This window comes from Membranihabitans maritimus (genome assembly GCF_021729145.1).
Classification (GTDB): Bacteria; Bacteroidota; Bacteroidia; order Chitinophagales; family Saprospiraceae; genus Membranihabitans; species Membranihabitans maritimus.
Genome location: NZ_JAJSLW010000002.1, coordinates 339,188 through 357,722 on the forward strand (window position 1 = coordinate 339,188; position 18,535 = coordinate 357,722).

Annotated in this window: 14 protein-coding genes; 11 read left to right on the forward strand and 3 right to left on the reverse strand. The window is 38.4% G+C overall.

Features of this window, described 5'->3' with window-relative positions; genetic code table 11:
* Positions 1 to 25: 25 nt before the first annotated feature.
* The 3 genes from LVD47_RS03400 to LVD47_RS03410 form a co-directional block, all read right to left on the reverse strand.
* Entirely contained in the window at positions 26 to 3,211 is a 3,186-nt protein-coding gene (locus LVD47_RS03400; RefSeq protein ID WP_236974136.1) for a SusC/RagA family TonB-linked outer membrane protein, read from the reverse strand.
* Positions 3,212 to 3,695: 484 nt separating this feature from the next.
* Complete coding sequence (locus tag LVD47_RS03405; protein WP_236974137.1) at positions 3,696 to 4,334, reverse strand: GntR family transcriptional regulator; 639 nt, start codon at positions 4,332 to 4,334, stop codon at positions 3,696 to 3,698.
* A gap of 113 nt (positions 4,335 to 4,447) precedes the next feature.
* Positions 4,448 to 5,077, reverse strand: a complete 630-nt coding sequence (locus tag LVD47_RS03410; RefSeq protein ID WP_236974138.1) for a helix-turn-helix transcriptional regulator — start codon at positions 5,075 to 5,077, stop codon at positions 4,448 to 4,450.
* 71 nt (positions 5,078 to 5,148) lie between these two features.
* On the opposite strand from LVD47_RS03410, the gene LVD47_RS03415 reads away from it, so the two are divergent.
* The 11 genes from LVD47_RS03415 (at position 5,149) to LVD47_RS03460 (ending at position 18,527) form a co-directional block, all read left to right on the forward strand.
* Positions 5,149 to 5,757 carry a superoxide dismutase gene (locus LVD47_RS03415; protein WP_236974139.1) on the forward strand — a complete coding sequence of 203 codons (609 nt, stop codon included), beginning with the start codon at positions 5,149 to 5,151 and terminating at the stop codon, positions 5,755 to 5,757.
* A 710-nt stretch (positions 5,758 to 6,467) separates the two neighbouring features.
* Entirely contained in the window at positions 6,468 to 6,770 is a 303-nt protein-coding gene (locus LVD47_RS03420) for a nucleotidyltransferase domain-containing protein (protein WP_369427743.1), read from the forward strand.
* Entirely contained in the window at positions 6,746 to 6,994 is a 249-nt protein-coding gene (locus LVD47_RS23990; protein WP_369427736.1) for a HEPN domain-containing protein, read from the forward strand. Before LVD47_RS03420 ends, LVD47_RS23990 begins: the two co-directional genes overlap by 25 nt.
* 63 nt (positions 6,995 to 7,057) lie before the next feature.
* Entirely contained in the window at positions 7,058 to 8,143 is a 1,086-nt protein-coding gene (locus tag LVD47_RS03425; protein ID WP_236974140.1) for a 2Fe-2S iron-sulfur cluster-binding protein, read from the forward strand.
* 155 nt (positions 8,144 to 8,298) lie between these two features.
* Positions 8,299 to 8,886 carry an RNA polymerase sigma factor gene (locus tag LVD47_RS03430; RefSeq protein ID WP_236974141.1) on the forward strand — a complete coding sequence of 196 codons (588 nt, stop codon included), beginning with the start codon at positions 8,299 to 8,301 and terminating at the stop codon, positions 8,884 to 8,886.
* Positions 8,887 to 9,037: 151 nt separating this feature from the next.
* Entirely contained in the window at positions 9,038 to 10,033 is a 996-nt protein-coding gene (locus tag LVD47_RS03435; protein WP_236974142.1) for a FecR family protein, read from the forward strand.
* 87 nt (positions 10,034 to 10,120) lie between these two features.
* Positions 10,121 to 13,672, forward strand: a complete 3,552-nt coding sequence (locus LVD47_RS03440) for a SusC/RagA family TonB-linked outer membrane protein (RefSeq protein ID WP_236974143.1) — start codon at positions 10,121 to 10,123, stop codon at positions 13,670 to 13,672.
* A 17-nt stretch (positions 13,673 to 13,689) separates the two neighbouring features.
* Complete coding sequence (locus LVD47_RS03445) at positions 13,690 to 15,453, forward strand: RagB/SusD family nutrient uptake outer membrane protein (RefSeq protein ID WP_236974144.1); 1,764 nt, start codon at positions 13,690 to 13,692, stop codon at positions 15,451 to 15,453.
* 32 nt (positions 15,454 to 15,485) lie between these two features.
* Positions 15,486 to 16,622 (forward strand): sialidase family protein, encoded by a 1,137-nt coding sequence (locus LVD47_RS03450; protein ID WP_236974145.1) that lies wholly within the window; start codon positions 15,486 to 15,488, stop codon positions 16,620 to 16,622.
* Between the two features lie 9 nt (positions 16,623 to 16,631).
* A complete protein-coding gene (locus LVD47_RS03455; protein ID WP_236974146.1) occupies positions 16,632 to 16,778 on the forward strand; it encodes a hypothetical protein in 147 nt (48 codons plus the stop codon).
* 90 nt (positions 16,779 to 16,868) lie between these two features.
* The gene (locus LVD47_RS03460; protein WP_236974147.1) at positions 16,869 to 18,527 is read left to right on the forward strand and encodes a glycoside hydrolase family protein; all 1,659 of its coding nucleotides are present in this window, start codon (positions 16,869 to 16,871) and stop codon (positions 18,525 to 18,527) included.
* The last annotated feature ends 8 nt before the right edge of the window (positions 18,528 to 18,535 follow it).

The following is an 18,535-nucleotide window of genomic DNA, read 5'->3' on the forward strand; positions in this document are numbered from 1 at the left end:
TGCTTTGAGGTAGAATAAATGGTGTTTAGAAAGATAGATTAACTCCAAAGAGAAACGCTGGTTCGTTATTAGGATAATTGGACCAATCAATACCAAAATTAGAAGTATTTCCTTCGATTTCCGGGTCCAGTCCCGAATAGTTGGTTACGGTGAGAAGGTTCAAAGCCTGAACATATAATTTGAACTTGCTAAAATTTGCAATTTTTTGAAGTGAGTGGTTGTCGAAAGTATATCCTAGGATTAAGGATCTCATTTTCAAAAATGAAGCATCTTCCATGAAATAAGAATTGAATACTCCAGCAGTACTGAAGCTGTTTTGACTCTCAATTACTGGGATGTTGGAATTTGGATTTTCCGGAGACCAGGCATTTAATAAATCTCTACTGATTGCTCCCGTATAGGTGCCAAAGAAATTCGATTGAACTTTGATTGCATTAACAGCCTCATTTCCTATGGAACTGTAAAGGTTCGTGGAAAGGTCCCAGTTTTTATAGGATGCGGATAGATTTAATCCAAACGTAAAGTCCGGGTTTGGGGAACCCAAAAATGTACGGTCTTCCTCTGAAATGACACCATCTGCATTGACGTCTTTATATTTAAATCTTCCTGGTGCTGCACCGCTTTGCTCTGGTGAGGATTCAACGTCCGTTTCACTTTGAAATAGACCTATAACTTCATAGCCAAAGAAGGAACTGACTTCCTGTCCTACCTGATTTCTGACGATATTTCCTAATTGCTGGTGACTGGCTGCATCAAAGTAGCCGGGGTCTGGTACGCTTATTACTTCATTTTTGTAGGTGGTCCAGTTTAATCCTACGGAATATGTGAAGTCTTTTCCGGATGGGCTGTTGTATTTGAGGCTTATGTCAACACCTTTGTTTTGAATATCTCCGATGTTGACGGTAGCGGGAGTGGCCCCACCGGCGATAGCGGGGAGCGGTTGACTAAATAACAAACCATCAATAGATTTTTTATAATATTCAAGTGAAAAATCAATTCGGTAGTTGAATATGGAGCCGTCAATTCCGATGTTGGTTACGAGATTTCGTTCCCAGCCTGTAAATACATTGCCGCTTCGAGTCTGTGTGAATCCCTGAACTATACTATTTCCAGTACCTTTAATGTCATAATAAGTGGTTCCCAACCCTCCGCCGTACAGGTCAAATTGATTGACTGCGTTTACGTTGTTTTGAGATCCCATTTCTCCGTAGCTTCCTCTTACTTTTAGGTCATTAAGCCAAGAAACAGATTTCATAAATGCTTCTTGTGACAGCCTCCATCCTAAAGAGAAAGAGTAAAAAATTCCATATCTGTTTTCGGGGCCAAAACGTGAGGATCCATCTCTACGAATGGTACCTCCTAATAAGTATTTGTCATTATACCCGTAGTCCAATTTAGAAAATACTGACCATAAAGCGTCTTCACTGGAACTACTTCCATTTGAAATATTAGTGGTTCCTGTAGACAACAATAAGTAATCGGGGTCATTGGTAAAGTAATTTTGCCGGGATCCGGATAGCCCTCTTGAAACGCTTTCTATTGCTTCGGTTCCGGCCAGTGCAGAGATGGAGTGGAGGCCGAATTTTTCATTAAATGACAAAGTATTTGTCCATACTAACCTCCTTGAGAATGAGGAACTTTCACTATATGAGTTGGGGCTGGCAAAACCTTCAGCTCTTTCGTATGGGGTATCTGAAAATGAATATGAGTACCCATTGGTGAGCACGCCTCCAAGGCTTGTCCTGGCTTTAAGGTTTTTTAGTAAATTAAGATCCAGGAATAGATTTCCCACTATGTTCCAAGAATTGCCTTGATTTTGAGTGGTTCTTTCCTGATTTGCAACCGGATTTGTTGCTGTTCCTACATTGACCCCTGATCGAGTGCCACCGTAATTTCCCATAATATCATAGGCTGGAATCATGGGCATGATACGTGCTGTTTCGGCGATTGATCCGAATTGATTTCCGGTTGTAAAACCTGGATTTTGTTTGTAATATAAATTTAGATTTTGGCCGATGGTAATATGTTTGCCTATATCAAAGGAGGTGTTAACCCGTCCCGAATACCTCTTGATATACGTTTCAGTAACCGTACCTTGCTGATCCAAATATCCCATAGATACGAAATAATTAGATGTTTCAGTGCCACCTCGAATTGAAAGATTGTGATTGGTTCGAAATGCCGGGTTGAATAATTCTTGAAACCAATTGGTGCCTTCTTTATTTGTTTTCTGAATCAAATAATTTGTTGATGGATTAAAAGGATCGAAATTGTACAATTCCGGATCAATAGCGGGGTCGCCCTCATTTGCAATACCTTTTCCGTCCGGTCCCGCGTACATGTAGTCTGGGATTCCATTTGAGAAAAGAGGGTTGTTTGAATCTGCGATTAAGGAAAGTCGCGCATATTCCTCCACATCCAATAGAATATTAAACGGATTTCCACTTAAGGGTGTTTGTACACCTACGTAAGCATCGTAACTAACAACCGGAGCACCGGATGCTCCTTTCTTGGTTGTTACAATTATCACGCCATTGGCTCCCCTTACACCATAGATAGATGCTGCTCCTGCGTCTTTTAGAATTTGTATGGATGAAATGTCATTGGGGTTAATGTCGTTGAGGTTGGCTTCTACTCCATCTATCAAAACAAGTGGAGATGAATTACCGAATGAAGAAATACCCCGGATGTTAACGTTCCCTGCTCGTCCGGGTACTCCGGATGCTATAATTGTGACCCCCGAAGCTTGTCCCTGTAATGCCTGCATGGTGGCACCAGTTGGTAAAGCTTTGGCTGATTCCATATCGACTACGGACACAGATCCTGTAATATCTTTTTTTCGCTCGGTTGTATAACCAGTTACTACCAGTTCATCAAGGGCGTGTGCTTCTGTCTGGAGTAAGACTTCTATAGTGGTGTTTGAGCCGATGGCTACTTCTTTCGTCTCATAACCAATGTACGAAAAAATGAGAACATCCTGAGGACTGGCGTTTAATTCAAATTCTCCATTTTCATCACTGATTGTTCCTTGATTCGTGTTTTTGATCATAATATTTACACCGGGTAAAGTAATCTGTGATATGCTGTCTAAAATAGTGCCGGAGATAATCTGTGTCTCCTGCGCAGTAATTTTATTACAGATACTAGCAGAAAAAACTATCATAGATAGTATGATAATTTTTGAATGAAGCTTTTCTAATTTTTTCATCATTGATTTCATTTTTAAGATGGTTGATTTCCTTGTTTAGTTGATCTGAGTAGGTACGAAATCAATCTGTTTTCGTATACAAATATAAAATAATAATGTATACTTAATAAAAACTTAAAAGTTTTTTACAAATATTTTTATGATAAGGCAATGCGTAAATGGATTTTATTTACACAACAATCAGATCGGTGTATGAATTAATAGAGACGATGGCAGGCTTCTCCTGCTACAATAAACCTGCACTATGCAGGTACAAGCAACGAATCGATGGTTTTATTACCTGGGAAGGATGAAAGGCTCCGAGCTTCCCTATTGTAGTCAGGTATGAAAAAAAGCGTCAAACCCCAGAAGATTAATCTTGTTCCATTTCTCAGATCGAACTCTCGGTAAATGATCCTGCCCTGGTGTTTTTAATTAAGCCAGGATAATTGCATTTAATTTAGAGTTTGGGGATGGTGTAAAATTTATGAATAGGTTTTTTTCAAACCTATGAAATGTCAAGTGCCGTCAATTCTCCTCTGATTAAGTGTTTGTGCAGAGTTCTTTCTGCAAGATTGAAGTCCCTTTTCTTAATGGAGTCAAGAATTTCCCGGTGCTCCTTGTCTGTCAATTCATAATCATCCATATGGGTCATGCTTTGTCCGAGCTTGAGATGAAAAAGGGGTATGTTGCTGTGTAGATAAATATCCTTGAGCTTTTCATTGCCGGAGAGTTCTATAATCGTTTCGTGGAACTTAACATCTGCTTCGCAGGCACCCCCTAAATAGCCGCCTTCTACCATGGAAGTAAAATCATTGCAGATGGTTTCCAATTCAGCTATTTCCTCATCGGATATTCGTTCAATCACAAGTCGAAGGGCTCCCGTTTCCAGGATTTCGCGAATTTCGCGAATTTCTTTAACATCTTCTACAGTCATTGACTTGATGAAGTACCCTCCTCTTTTGCCAAACTCCACCAGATCTTCTCCAAGCAATCGCGTCAACGCTTCCCGGACGGCCGTTCGACTAACATCCATCTTTTGTGCCCACTCATCCTCTTTAAGTCGCATTCCGGAAACTAATTGGTTAGATAAGATTTTTTTACGCAATTCCAGATAGACCTTGTGTGATAGAGAAGATGGCTTCATTTTGTATACAAAATTGATGTTTAATTATAAACTAATATTGGGTTAAAGGTAATGATTATTTTAAAATTCGATTTATTTTCAGGTTTGCCATAATAATATTTCTCTTTTTACTATTATTCTTCCCATATCTTATAGGTACATCTTCTATCTCCTGAAATGAGATGTTCTTCCCTTTGTACTCTTACGTTGTTTCCGAGGACTTCATTGAAAATATTTAATTCGGCACGACAAAAATTTTGACAGGATTCTGCGGCGGCGCAAATAGGACAGTGATCTTCAACAAAGAGGAAATTGGTCTTTTCCTTTATATAATGAGCCATATACCCTTCTTCACTTCGAATTTTCACCAATTTTTTGATTTTACTTTCTAAGGAACCTTCTTTCCGCAAAGTCTCACGGTATCGTTCGAGAATCCCCTTTTCATGCGAATCAAGTATCTTTTCCAGGGCTTCTTCTCCAAGGGTTTGTCGGATGGTGGAAATTAAATGTGCTGTCATTTCTGCATGCCGGTCGGGAAATCGCGAGTGCCCTTTTTCGGTAAGTGACCATATCTGCTTAGGCCTTCCTCTGCCTTTGGCCTCTGAACGGGACCTTACCAGCCCTTCTTTTTCTAATTTTAGAAGATGGAATCTGGCTCCTTCAGAAGTTACTCCCATTTCCTTGGCGATGGAAGACAATGGAAGTGCACCCTTTTCTTTGAGGATGGATATTGAACGTTCATTTTCCGCAAAATCATTATTCATAATAAACAAAGTAATTATTTGGTTTATTAAACAAATGTACTAAATTTGCTTTTGAATTAAAACTTAATATTATGTCTTATCAATTATCAAATTTACCATTTTCTTATGACGCTCTGGAACCTTTTATAGATGCCAAAACAATGGAAATTCATCATTCCAAGCACCATCAAGGGTATATTAATAAATTTAATAACGCAATAAAAGATACAAAATTTGAGGATATTCCTTTGGAGGAGGTATTGAAATTGGCATCTTCCCTGCCTGGTGCTGTAAGGAATAACGGAGGAGGCCACTATAATCATACGTTGTTTTGGAGTATTTTGAAACCAAATGGCGGTGGGACCCCTTCTGGAAGTCTGGAGAGAGCGATTGAAGATGCTTTTGGTTCTTTCGATCGTTTTAAAGAAGAATTTGCCAAAGCTGCAGCTATCCGGTTTGGGTCCGGTTGGGCCTGGTTAATTGTCAAGGACAACGGTGAATTGGATATTACCTCAACACCCAACCAGGATAACCCACTAATGGATGTGGCTGATATCCAGGGAACACCTATCCTTGGGCTGGATGTTTGGGAACACGCTTATTACCTTAATTATCAAAATAGACGACCGGACTATATAGAAGCATTTTGGAATGTAATTAATTGGGCAGAAGTTGCTTCAAAGTATGAGAAAGTCTCTTAATAGTTAGTGTGTGTATTGAGAATTTCTTTAATGATCGGCAATGATCAGCGGAGAAGGATTGATGTCCAGACCAGTATCTAATGTAGAAAATGCTTTAAATGACTGGGGAATTTGCGTTGATCTCTTTGATTTGAGTGAAATGTAATTCCCCCTGTTTTAGTATGGAATTTGAAGATCAAAGCCTGATTTTGGAAATCAACTTAATTCTGAAGGCTCTCTTTTATTAAAACCTGATTTTGTCCTCAAATGAGACGTATATTTTATAATGTCAGATTCAAAACGAAAGGGGCCCTTATATTCGTTTGACTGACAGTACCAACTCGTGCAGTAAACCAACCGAAGTCTTACAAACCACCCCGAATCTCGTTTTGAAACGAGCCTAATAGCTGTCCGGCCTTTTCCCGGCGATTGGTATAATTTGAAGAATGGTTAGTTTTCAGTACAATAATTGACCAGTATGACTGCAAAAGAAATTAGGTTCATTTTCCGAACTCAAGAAAACATTGAAGGATTCGATGAAACTGACTTTACCTAATTATGAAAATTTGGATGAGAAACTGAAAGTCGTTTGACTTTAGCGAAAGAATGAAAATAGTTGGCAATGGATAGAATCTTCGCTTTAGGGAATGTTTTTATTTGAAACAATAATATTAGAGATCAAGACCATTTTATTGGTAGATAGTAAATGAATTCTTGGTGACTTAAAGTCAATCTTATCTGAAAAGTTAAATAATAATTTAAAGGAGGTAATCTTATTCGGTTCCGGATTATATAATGCACATCGAGAGAACTCAGATTATGATATATTGATTTTATTGCACAATAAAGTCCATTGGAAAACACGAAGGGAGATTACAGATTTATGTTATGAAGTGGATCTAAAGTATGGTATTCTAACCGACATTCATATATTAAGTGAAGAGGAATTGGATACTCCCAGGGGAAAACAACCTATCTACGTGAGGGCTCTTGCCAATGGTATTAGGGCATGGTCAGTGATCAGGATCGTATAATATTGATTAAATACAGGATACAACAAGCTCATGAGACAGTTGAATTAGCTGAGTTTTTGTTGACCTACAATAAGACTGTTGTCTGCGCAAACCGTGTGTACTATGGGATGTTTTATGCATTGACTGCTTTGGCATTGAAACATCAATATGAAACTTCAAAGCATTCTCAATTCATAGGTTGGTTTAACAAGAAATTTGTCTATGCAATAGAAAACATGGATTGATCAAAACCTAAAAACTTTTTAAACAAAGATTTTTACTTACTTTGTCGGCATAAGAGATTATATATGAGTCATTCTTTTTTTTCCGTACCAATCATAGAGATTAAAACAGAAACAAGGGACTGTAGGGTTTTGAAATTTGATATACCTGAAGATCTAAAGAAACAACTTGGGTATCGCGCCGGCCAATATTTTACCTTGCGGGTGAATATCGGAGGAGGTTCCGTTCAAAGAGCTTATTCCCTGTGCAGTGCTCCTTATGAGAATAAATGGGAGGTAGCAGTAAAGAAAGTACCTGGTGGCGCATTTAGTGAATATGTTCACAATGAGCTGAGGTCCGGAGCTTCTATCGAAATTATGGGGCCTGATGGTAATTTCGTTTTAGAGGCGGATCCCGAAAGTAAAAGGCGTTATACTTTTTTTGCTGCCGGAAGTGGCATTACCCCGGTCATATCACTGATTAAAGATGTTTTATATAGGGAGTCCGCTAGTAATGTTACTTTATTTTATGCTAATAAGACAAAAGATGACATCATTTTCAAAGATGAATTGGCAGCACTGGAGAAAGAATATTCCAATAGATTAAAGGTATTTCATTTTTTGACCCGGGAAACTCATGAAAAAACACTCTTTTGCGGCCGGTTAAATGCCAAAAAGTGCAAAACATTGATTTTAAATGCAATACTAGATATTGATAATACTGACAAATTTATGCTTTGTGGACCCGAAGCAATGGTATTTAATATCAAAACATTCTTACAGGAACAGGGAGTGGTGGATAGTAAAATCAAGTTTGAGTTGTTCACAACCGATGCATCACAGAAAAACAAGGGGAAAAAAACCGGCACTTCCGGATCGACAGACAAGGGGAAGTATAGTAAAGTCAGAATCACATTGGACGGGTCTACAACCACCATTGAAGTGCCTTATGATGATATGAGTATACTGGAATGGGCTATGGAATACGGGTTACCCGTTCCGTATTCCTGCCAGAGCGGCACTTGTTCCACTTGTCGTGCCAGGCTTTTGGAAGGGAAAGTGGAGATGATGGTGAATTTTGTGTTGGACGAAGAGGAGGTAGCAGAGGGCTACCGTCTGACATGTCAATCTTTACCAAAATCTGAAAAGATTCATTTGGATTATGATCAGTAGGGTTTTCTATTTTAATATTTAATTTTGTTTTGTTATAGTTTCGATTTGAAACGAGTGGTGGCATTTTTCTTTTGGTTTTGATTAAATAATTGTTATTTTTACTGGGCTTGTAATCAGGCTTGATTCGCGAGTATGGGATTAAAATCATTGTACCAATGAAAAGGAAGGATCAATATCAGGAGTTATCTGATAAAGAGTTATGCGCTAATATGCAAAGCGGTGACCCTGTTTCTTTTTCTTGTATATATGAGCGATATTGGGATGCATTATACAGAAAAGCTTTTCAACGGTTGCAAGAAGAATCTTCCAGTAAGGATGTGGTCCAGAATGTTTTTATTGATTTATGGAAGCGTCGCAATAAGTTGAAAATTCAGAACCTCCGTTCATATTTGTATGGAGCTGTTCGTTTTCAGGTTTATAAACACATTGATAAATCGAAAAAGTGTGATTTCTTTTTTGAACCTTTTGACCAAATGATGGTATCTCCCATTCAGACTGACGGTGATATTATAAGAGATGATTTGGCTAAATTGTTGGCGTTATGGATTGAGGCCCTTCCTGAAAAAAGAAGAGAAATCTTTGTCTTACATTATCAGAAACAACTTTCGGTTTCAGAAATTGCTTCAGAATTAGATATTACGCAAAAGACGGTATATAACCAACTAAATAATAGTATAAAGGAATTGCAATGGAGGCTGGCCCGTTTCACTGCTATACTGGCTTTTCTTCATTTTGTTCTTTAATTCCCACATCCCATATAGATTGGAGATATACCATTTTTCAGGTCATGGAAATGAGAGATTTTCCTGGTTTATGTTTTTTTTTTTGAAAAAAATCATTTTTGTTTGGGAAAAAAGGTGTGGTTATCGTACACCTTAATAACAAACGGATATTATGACCAATATTTCCAACAGGGATGAGCTTCAAAAATTAATTGAAAAGTACGTCAAGGGAACAATTTCCGAGGCGGAAATAGCATTTCTGGAGAAATATTACGACCAGTTTGATGATCATAATGACGGATTGTCTCAATTAAATGATATTCAACGGAGAATGCTGAAGGGTGAAATGAAAGAGGCTATTCATCACAGCATTCAACTAAGTCCGTCCCGAACTAAACCATTTAATGTATTGCTCAAAATAGCCGCCTCAATTTTATTGATTATAGCAGCTGGATTCATTGGTTGGCAATTCCTCTCTAAGGATAACTTCGAAAGTATGGTAATGGAAAAAAATAACTTCCTTGTCTCGGATTCGGCGATGTTATCAGAGGAGCACATTTATTTGTCAGATGGAAGTTATGTGCTGTTGAGCCCGGGTAGTGTTTTGACATATAAGAAGGGTTTTGATGATAAGATTCGTGAAGTACAATTAAATGGGGAAGCTTTTTTTGATATATACAGAGATACCTTGCGCCCTTTTATTGTCCATAGTAATGGAGTGGAGACGAGGGTCCTGGGTACGGCATTTACGATTTCATCCTTTAATGATATTGATTCGGTTACCGTATCTGTTACCCGGGGGAAAGTGCAGGTATCCGGGAATTCCGGACCTGCCGAAATTTTGGAAAAAGATGATCAGGTAGTGGTTGATAAGAAAAGCATGGAAATCACTAAGCGGAAATTAAATATAGAGGAGTCCCAGGATATGGAACCTGAGGAATTTATTTTTGACAATATACAAATGAAGAATGCAGTGGATATAGTATCTAAAAGGTGGAATTGTAAGGTCATTCTTGAACACGAAGGGTTGGAGGGATGCAGGTTTACAAGTTCCTTTACCCGCGGTGACTCGCTGGAAGATATAGTGGCGGTAATATGTGCTGTAATTGGAGCGGAATATAAAATTGAAAATAATACAGTAAATGTAAGGGGCCCAGGATGTAATTAAAAATAAAAAGGCATCTCGGGTGGAGCCGAAATGCCTTAATTCATTTAAATAGTATAGGATTATTTAACCATTTAAACACTCAAAATTATGAAAAATTTATTTCCGCCAGGGAATAATGCAGAGAGTATTTGTATTTCTCTGTTAAAAGAAAAGAGCTTTTGGATGAAGGTGGGCATAACAATATTATTACTTTCTGTATTTGGCCTGCAATTCTTGATTGCTAATTCGGGATACAGTCAGAGCCTGAAAGACGAATATGTCAACCTTGAAGTGAAAGACATACCTCTCATTGAGGTTTTTCAACAAATAGAAAAGCAGACTGATTTCAGATTTGCTTACACTATATCTCAAGTGAAGGACTATCTTGTGACCTTGGATTCCGGAAAAAGAAATCTGGAGGAGGCTTTGGAATTGTTGTTGAAGGGGATTCCTTTGCGTTATGAAGTAGTAAGAGATAAATTTATCGTATTAAGTTCAGAGAAAAAAATCAAAAGGTTTCCGGTACTTGAAAGACTAAAACCTAAGACAAGTGCATCAATTATTTTAAAGAGGCTAGAGCTCAATGTTTCCGGTATTATAACCAATCAGGCAGGGGAGCCCTTGATCGGTGTAAATGTCCTTGTGAAGGGTACTGGAAAAGGAACAGCTACAGATTTCGAAGGAAAATTTGAATTAAAAGATGTGAATGAAAGTGCGGTATTGTCCATTTCTTATATTGGTTACCAGGCTCAGGAAATTCCCTTAAATGGTAGGAGCGAATTGGCGATTACATTACTGGAAGATTCACAGACTTTGGATGAAGTGGTTGTTGTGGGTTATGGCGCACAAAAGAAAGCCAATTTAACAGGAGCGGTAGGTGTAGCGGGTGCTGACCGATTGGAAAACAGGACCATTACTTCTATAGGCCAGGGATTGCAGGGAGTTGTCCCGGGTTTGAATATTACATACGGATCCGGAGATCCCAATGAAGGGGCTGATTTCAATATTAGGGGTTTTGAATCAATAAATGGAGGGTCCCCTTTAATTTTGGTGGATGGTGTACCGATGGATGCAGAAAAGATCAATCCTAACGATATAAAATCGGTATCTGTCCTTAAAGATGCTTCTTCAGCTGCTATTTATGGTGCTAGAGCTGCATTCGGGGTTATATTGGTCGAAACCAAGAAAGGAGAATCTGGTCAAACCGCTATAAATTTTTCTACTCAACAGACATTACAAAAAGCAATTTTTCCAGGTTATGAACCGGTTTCAGAGGGGGGTACAGCTCGACAAATTATCAATGATGCATACCAAAAAACATTAGGACGAGCACTCTTGCCAGAAGAGATCATTAATGCTTCTTTAGCGTATCAGGAGCTAGAAAATCCTACTCCAGAGGACGCCTGGATGTATTATGAAGGGTTTTTATACCCTATGGAGAATACATATATGCGTGATTTGGCAATGCGTGATTTTTCTCCTCAGCAGCAATACGATCTGAGCATAAGTGGAGCCGGAGATAAGGCTTCCTATTATGTTTCACTCGGTATGGTAGATAAAAAAGGTTTTTATAAGCACGGGAACGAAAAGTTTAATCGGTATAATGCTCTATCAAAAATCAACTTTAAGATTAATGACTGGTTGTCGCTGGAAGAGCGAATCTCTTTTAATTCGATAGGGAACAATGATCCCCATGAATACCATGCACAATGGTACTATCAATCCATCGCCAAGCATTTCTACTCACCCCATACTTTTCCGGATTTGGAGTATTATAAAGAGCCGGGTGATCGAGACCAATATAAGCACTTAATCGGGATGCATCTGGATAACAGAAATCCACTTCCGTATTTAAAATATGGGGGTAGAGATATTAGTACTGATAATGATATTTGGCTTACCCAGAGAGTTACTATAAGTCCTATTAAAGGATTAAAATTAAACGGAGATTTTTCATATAGGTATTTTTGGAAGGATTATGAACAAGTACAGTCCAAAGTAGACGTTTTAAGAGGATTTAGCGGTTTTGAATTAGTTGATAACATAATATACGAAGGTCAAAGTGCTAATGACTGGATTGAAAGCGGTTCGACAAAAAATACATATTATGTAATAAATACCTTTGCGGAGTATACATTGGAAAAATGGGATGACCATTTTATAAAGGTACTAGGTGGATTCAATCAGGAATATGGTAATTATAGGGGTATATCAACACGTTCGACGCAATTAATATCCCCTAATATCCCGTCATTATCAGCAACTACCGGAACAAGAACTAATTCGGATAGTAAAAATGAAGTAATGCTAAGAGGATTATTTTATAGGGTAAATTATTCCTTTGCAGACAAATATCTTTTTGAGGCCAATGGCAGGTATGATGGCACATCAAGATTTCCGGAAGGAAGCCGATTCGGATTTTTCCCGTCCTTTTCGGCCGCATGGAGGATTTCGGAAGAGCCATTTATGAATAGTGCTGTAAATTGGTTGGATAATTTGAAACTGCGGGCTTCCTACGGAGAGTTAGGGAATCAATCTGTAGGATCTTATTATCCGTATATCTCGACTATGTCGCCATCGACCTCCACCTTTCTGATGGACGGAAGCGGTGTATTGACCAATATGATAACTCCCGGTGGATTGGTAAGTAACAGTCTGACCTGGGAATCGGTTATCAGTAAAAATGTCGGATTGGACATTACCGTATTAAATCAGAAGTTGGATGTATCATTTGATTTTTTTGTCAGAGATACCAGGGATATGTTGATGAGAAGATCTTATCCCGGAACATTGGGTGCATCTTCTCCTAATGAAAATGCTGCCGATTTAAAAAACACAGGCTGGGAACTTTCAGTGAATTGGAATAGTGGTCGGGGCAAGGACTGGTTTTTTAGCGTAAATCTTGCTTTGTCAGATTATGTGACGGAAATAACCAAATATGATAATCCTACAGGTGCCATTTATGATTATTATATAGGAAAAGAAGTAGGAGAAATCTGGGGATATGAAACGGTTGGTTTATTCCAAAATGAAAGTGAATTGGACGGATCTGCAGATCAAAGCAGGTTGGGCTCGAATTGGCGATTAGGGGATGTTCATTATGCCGACCTCAACGGAGATGGAGTTATATCTTCTGGAGCTCAGACATTGGATGACACGGGTGATCTGGTCCGTATAGGAAATTCAACTCCCAGATATTCGTTTGGAATCAACCCAAGGATTAAATACAAGAATTTTTCTCTGGATGTTTTTGCTCAGGGTGTTTTGAAGAAGGATTGGTATCCGAGCAGGGGTAACTTTATTCGGTTTTTTCCATTTAAAACATTGTCTATGGAGCAATGGTGGATAGATGATTCCTGGACACCTGAAAACCCCAATGCTTACTTTCCAGGACGACAATTTGCGTATTCGGATAATAAAAACACCTATAATCAAACAAGGTATTTACAAAATGCGGCGTATATTCGACTAAAGAATATTACGCTTAGCTATGAACTTCCTTTCAAATTTATAAACCGCGCGGAAATTTATCTAAATGGAACCAACCTGTGGGAGCTCACGGGAATGTATAAGACCTTAGATCCAGAGTACACAACGGATTTGCAACCGGATTATATGTTTCATAGGTCCTATACAATGGGACTAAAGGTTTCTTTATAAATAAAATTAAAAAAACAATGAGAAATACGATATTATTTTTAATTGTAATATTCACTATAAGCTGCAAAGAAGAGGATTTAAACAGGTATCCTTTAACAAGTATCTCGAATGAAACTTTTTGGAATTCGGAAAGTGATCTTCGGGTTTACAACAATAACTTTTACAATTACGCAAAAACAAACGCAATGCGCCTTCTCAATGGGAATCATGAAGGGGCGAATCGTGACGGTCAATACTCTTTGGATGGAATGACTGACAATGATGTTCGGGCATTAGGTAATAATTCTGCCCATGTAAGAATCAGAGCCGGTCAAATAAATTCGGAAGAGAATCCGATATCATGGGCATGGAATAATACTTGTTTTGCATTTGTACGGTCAATCAATATTGGTTTGGAAAATTATGATAAAGCCGATATTGAACAAAGTGTAATTGATCAATATAAAGCAGAAGCCCGGTTGTTCAGAGCATGGGTAGTGGCAGACAAGGTATCGCTATATGGAGACTATCCATGGATAGAGAAGGAATTAAATATCGATTCAGAAGAATTATTTTCAAGTCGTACACCCCGGGAGGAAGTAATGGAAAAAGTGCTGGAAGACCTGAATTATGCTGCTATGAATCTTCCCAATGAATGGGATGGCACAGGTTCGCCTGGAAGGCTGAACAGATGGTGTGCTCTGTTAATAAAATCCCGCATTTGTTTATTTGAAGGAACATGGAGGAAGTACCATGGAGGCAACGAACCTGAGAAATGGCTTGAGTCCGCAGCAGCGGCTGCAAAGGAATTGATAGACAATGGCCCTTATAAATTGTACTCTACCGGAGACCCTACCCATGACTACAATGCAATTTTTCAAATGAATGATCTAACCGGAGTTGATGAGGTAATGTTTTGGCGCAGATATGCACAAGGGGTTATAGAAAATTCATGGCAGATATACTATTACATGTCTACTGCAACCAAGGATGCTGTAGAAGACTATTTATGTACGGATGGTTTACCGATCGGGATATCCCCCCTATATCAAGGTGATAGCCAGTTCGAAAATGTATTTGAAAACAGAGATCCGCGATTGCGTCAAACTGTTTTACACCCTGAAGATGTTACCTACTATAACTACGGGGGGCTTAACGAGATTGGTATAGATATTCCTCAGTTGGTGGGAATGACAGGATCATGGGTTTCCCTTACAGGCTACCACCAGGTGAAACACGTTAACCAGGAACAAAATGTTTATTTTCATAATGGTTACACACCTTGCGTTGTCTTAAGATTTGGTGAAGCCCTGTTGAATTATGCCGAAGCCAAAGCGGAATTGGGGACCCTAACTCAGGCGGATCTGGACCTTAGTATTAATGCCTTGAGGGACCGGGTAGGAATGCCTCATATAGATATAAATAATATTCCGGTTGATCCAAAATACACAAATGAGGGTGTTTCTCCACTATTAGTGGAAATTCGAAGAGAAAGACGAATTGAATTATTTGGTGAAGGGTTTCGATTTGATGATATAAGAAGATGGAAGCAGGGAGAAAAAATGAGGGATAAAGACTATGGTATAAGATGGGAAGAGGCTAATCGAAATCGGATTGATCCAAATAGTAACAATCAGGTTGGGTATGAAGAATTTGGTAGTTCCGGAAAGATCTATTTATGTCCGAACAAGGGAAGTGATTTTGAATATCCGGTATTCGAAGAGAAACATTATTTATGGCCCATACCAGTAAGTGCTAGGTCCCAGAATCCGAACTTGGGCCAGAATCCAGGATGGGAGTAGTAAATAATTATACTGGCGCATGAATAAAAATTATGAATATCACTAAGGTTTTGACTGGAATATTATTTGCAGTGACATGTGCTATGCAACCTGGATTAACCCAACCATTGGATCAAATTAAACCAAGAAATTCTGAATTTGAAAAATTAGGTTTACCAAGAAGGTTAATTGCTATAGATAATGTTTGTGCCTGGCCCAATTTGACTATGTTAAAAGACAGTACAATTATTGCAACTATATATAATCAACCCAACCATGGATATTTTGAAGGTGATGCAGAATGCTGGAGTAGTCAAGATAAGGGACTTACATGGGAATATTCGGGAACACCAACTAATCATGCACCATTTACAAATCGAATGAATGTTGCCGCGGGTATTAATCAAATGGGGGAATTAGTGGTTTTATGTAGTGGATGGGATAAGATTAATCCTCGAAGAAATTCAGAAAGCAAACCATTGACTTCGACAATTTCCATTTCTAAAGATGGTGGCAGAACATGGGAGGTAGGAGGTTTAATGCCTCCTCCTGTTGTTGGGTTAAGTGAACATGTACCTTTTAGTGATATTATTGTGGCAGAGAATGGAGATTTAGTCGTAGGTACATATGCATTTGAAATGAGAGATAAAATGACCCCCGCTAATCAAAGAAAAGGTCATATATATTTGTTGCGTAGTGAAGATAATGGAAAATCCTGGAATAAAGTTATACCGATTATTAAAGGAACACATGTAGAAGCGGCCATACTCCACATAGGGAAAGGTAAATGGTTGTCTGTTTCCAGGCGATTTGGTCATTTGGATCTTGATATTCACAAGTCGGATGATGATGGCTTCACTTGGGAACATGTAAGCGTACTTGGTATTCCCAAAGTATCGTCAGCACATTTATTGCAGTTAAGTGATGGAAGAATTATGTTGTCATATGGTAATAGAAGTTTAGGTAATAAGGGGATTGACGTTCGCATAAGTAATGACCAAGGTATTACCTGGAGTTCCCCTCAAAGGATATTGGATCTTAAAGAAAGTAGAGATCTTGGTTATCCCGCAGCTCTTGAATTTGATAATGGACAGATAGTTATCGCATATTATTCGAGTGGTATTCAGCAACACGATAGATATCATATGGGTGTGGTAAATTTGCATATCAGTGAGTTGATTGAATACTAAGTTTGTATAATGAAGGATGTTATAATTCTGCTGAAGACCATGCTCTACGAAGCCAGTACCATTTATCAAATATATGATTTGACTGGTTCTTGTAAAGGAGATGATATTGAATTTCCAATTTTTGAAGAAAGACATTATTTCTGGCAAAACAGGTAAATACATGGACCAGTATCCAAATTTGGGACAGAATTCCGGTTTGGAATAATGTTTTAATGTAAAAAAGTATCAATAAAAAAATATGAACTAATGGTTAGAATAAAATGTAACTGGTTTGCCATTTTTCTTTTCACTTGCTTGGTGGGGGAAGTATCCGTCCATGGTCAACAAACTATGGACACCGAACTCTCCAATGAAGAATATAGAGAATTGAGAAAAGAAGTATTAAATCAAGACCGTCCGATCATTCATAATAATGACGGTTGTGATGCGGTATATTTCCCTATCAACGAATCGTATTCGCTCAGTAATTTTCTGGACAAGCGTTCTTCCGGTCTGATTGGGACGGATGTAAAGACCCTTTCATATTGTACTATTGCATCGGGTTTTGGAAATTTTACCCATCGGACAAAGGTAGGTGAGGAATTAACAGATCACGGATTTAATTACGGTCTCCGTGATGATGCAAGAAACATAACTGCCGAAATGTTTGCCCATGGAACTGATCCTTTAAAGGCTACTGTTGAGTTCGCACATGAGCACGGATTTGAGGTTTTTTGGTCCAATCGTATGAACGATACACATGATGCGGCCCATAAGAGAGATCAAAAGTTTTATTTATGGACTGAATTCAAAGAAAAGCATCCGGAATATTTATTTGGTGAGATAGGAGAACATCTTCCGAATGGAAGGTGGAGTTCGTTGGATTTTAGTAATAAAGAGGTTCGGGATTTGTGTGTGGAATTTTATCGAGAAGTCTGTGAAAATTATGATGTTGATGGAGTGGAGTTGGATTTTTTTAGGCACCTTGAATTATTCGGGAATGTTGGCAAGGGTGGAGTTGCAACTAAGGAACAAGTGCATCTTATAACGGAAATGGTCAAAAGAATCAGGATGGTTACTGAAGAAATCGGGAAAAAACGAGGAAAACCTATTTTGGTATTAACGAGGATTCCGACGAATCCAGAATACGCTTTGAAAGTTGGAATTGATATAAAGAGTTGGATCAGCGAAGAATTGGTTGATATAGTTGTAGGGTCGGGATATTTCAGATTGGATTTCTGGGAAAATTTTGCAAAGTTGGGGTTGTCAAACAGCGTGAAAATTTATGCAGGGTTTAGTGAATCTCGAGTGAAAGATGAGCACCCCTTCTTGATTCGACAACAAAATGCTGTTTTCAGAGCTCGAGCAGCAGCAGCCTGGTCAGCAGGAATAGATGGGATATATGTTTTCAACCAATATAATACAAGAGTCAAATTTTTATCGGAAATTGGTGATCCTGAAAAACTAAAGACTACCAATAATTTATATTTTGTAACATATAGGGATTACACTGCAGATAGATACCTGAAAGGGGGGAATGATTATTTTAGCACTTCAAGAATATCTCCTACAAGTGGGAATCATCGTAAGTTAGGTTCAGGTCCAATTGATTTTAGAATTGAGATAGGCGATGAATCCCAATCCGCTGAGGTATTTTTACCGGTCTGGACGAAAAATATAAATCCAAATGATTTGCATGTACAAATTAATGGTAAGCGCACTTCATTGGTCACGTCAGAGGAAAATGGACTTGTAATATTTGAGTTAAATCAGAATCATTTAAAAAGTGGAATTAATGAGATGACTATGGATTATGTGGGGGCTAAAAAGGACGATATTTGGATTAAAGATGCTGCTGTGTTTTTCTGTCGTGATAAGTCCGATTTGGAGTTGAGGGATCTCATTAATGTATGTATTTCAGATTAAACGTTTAT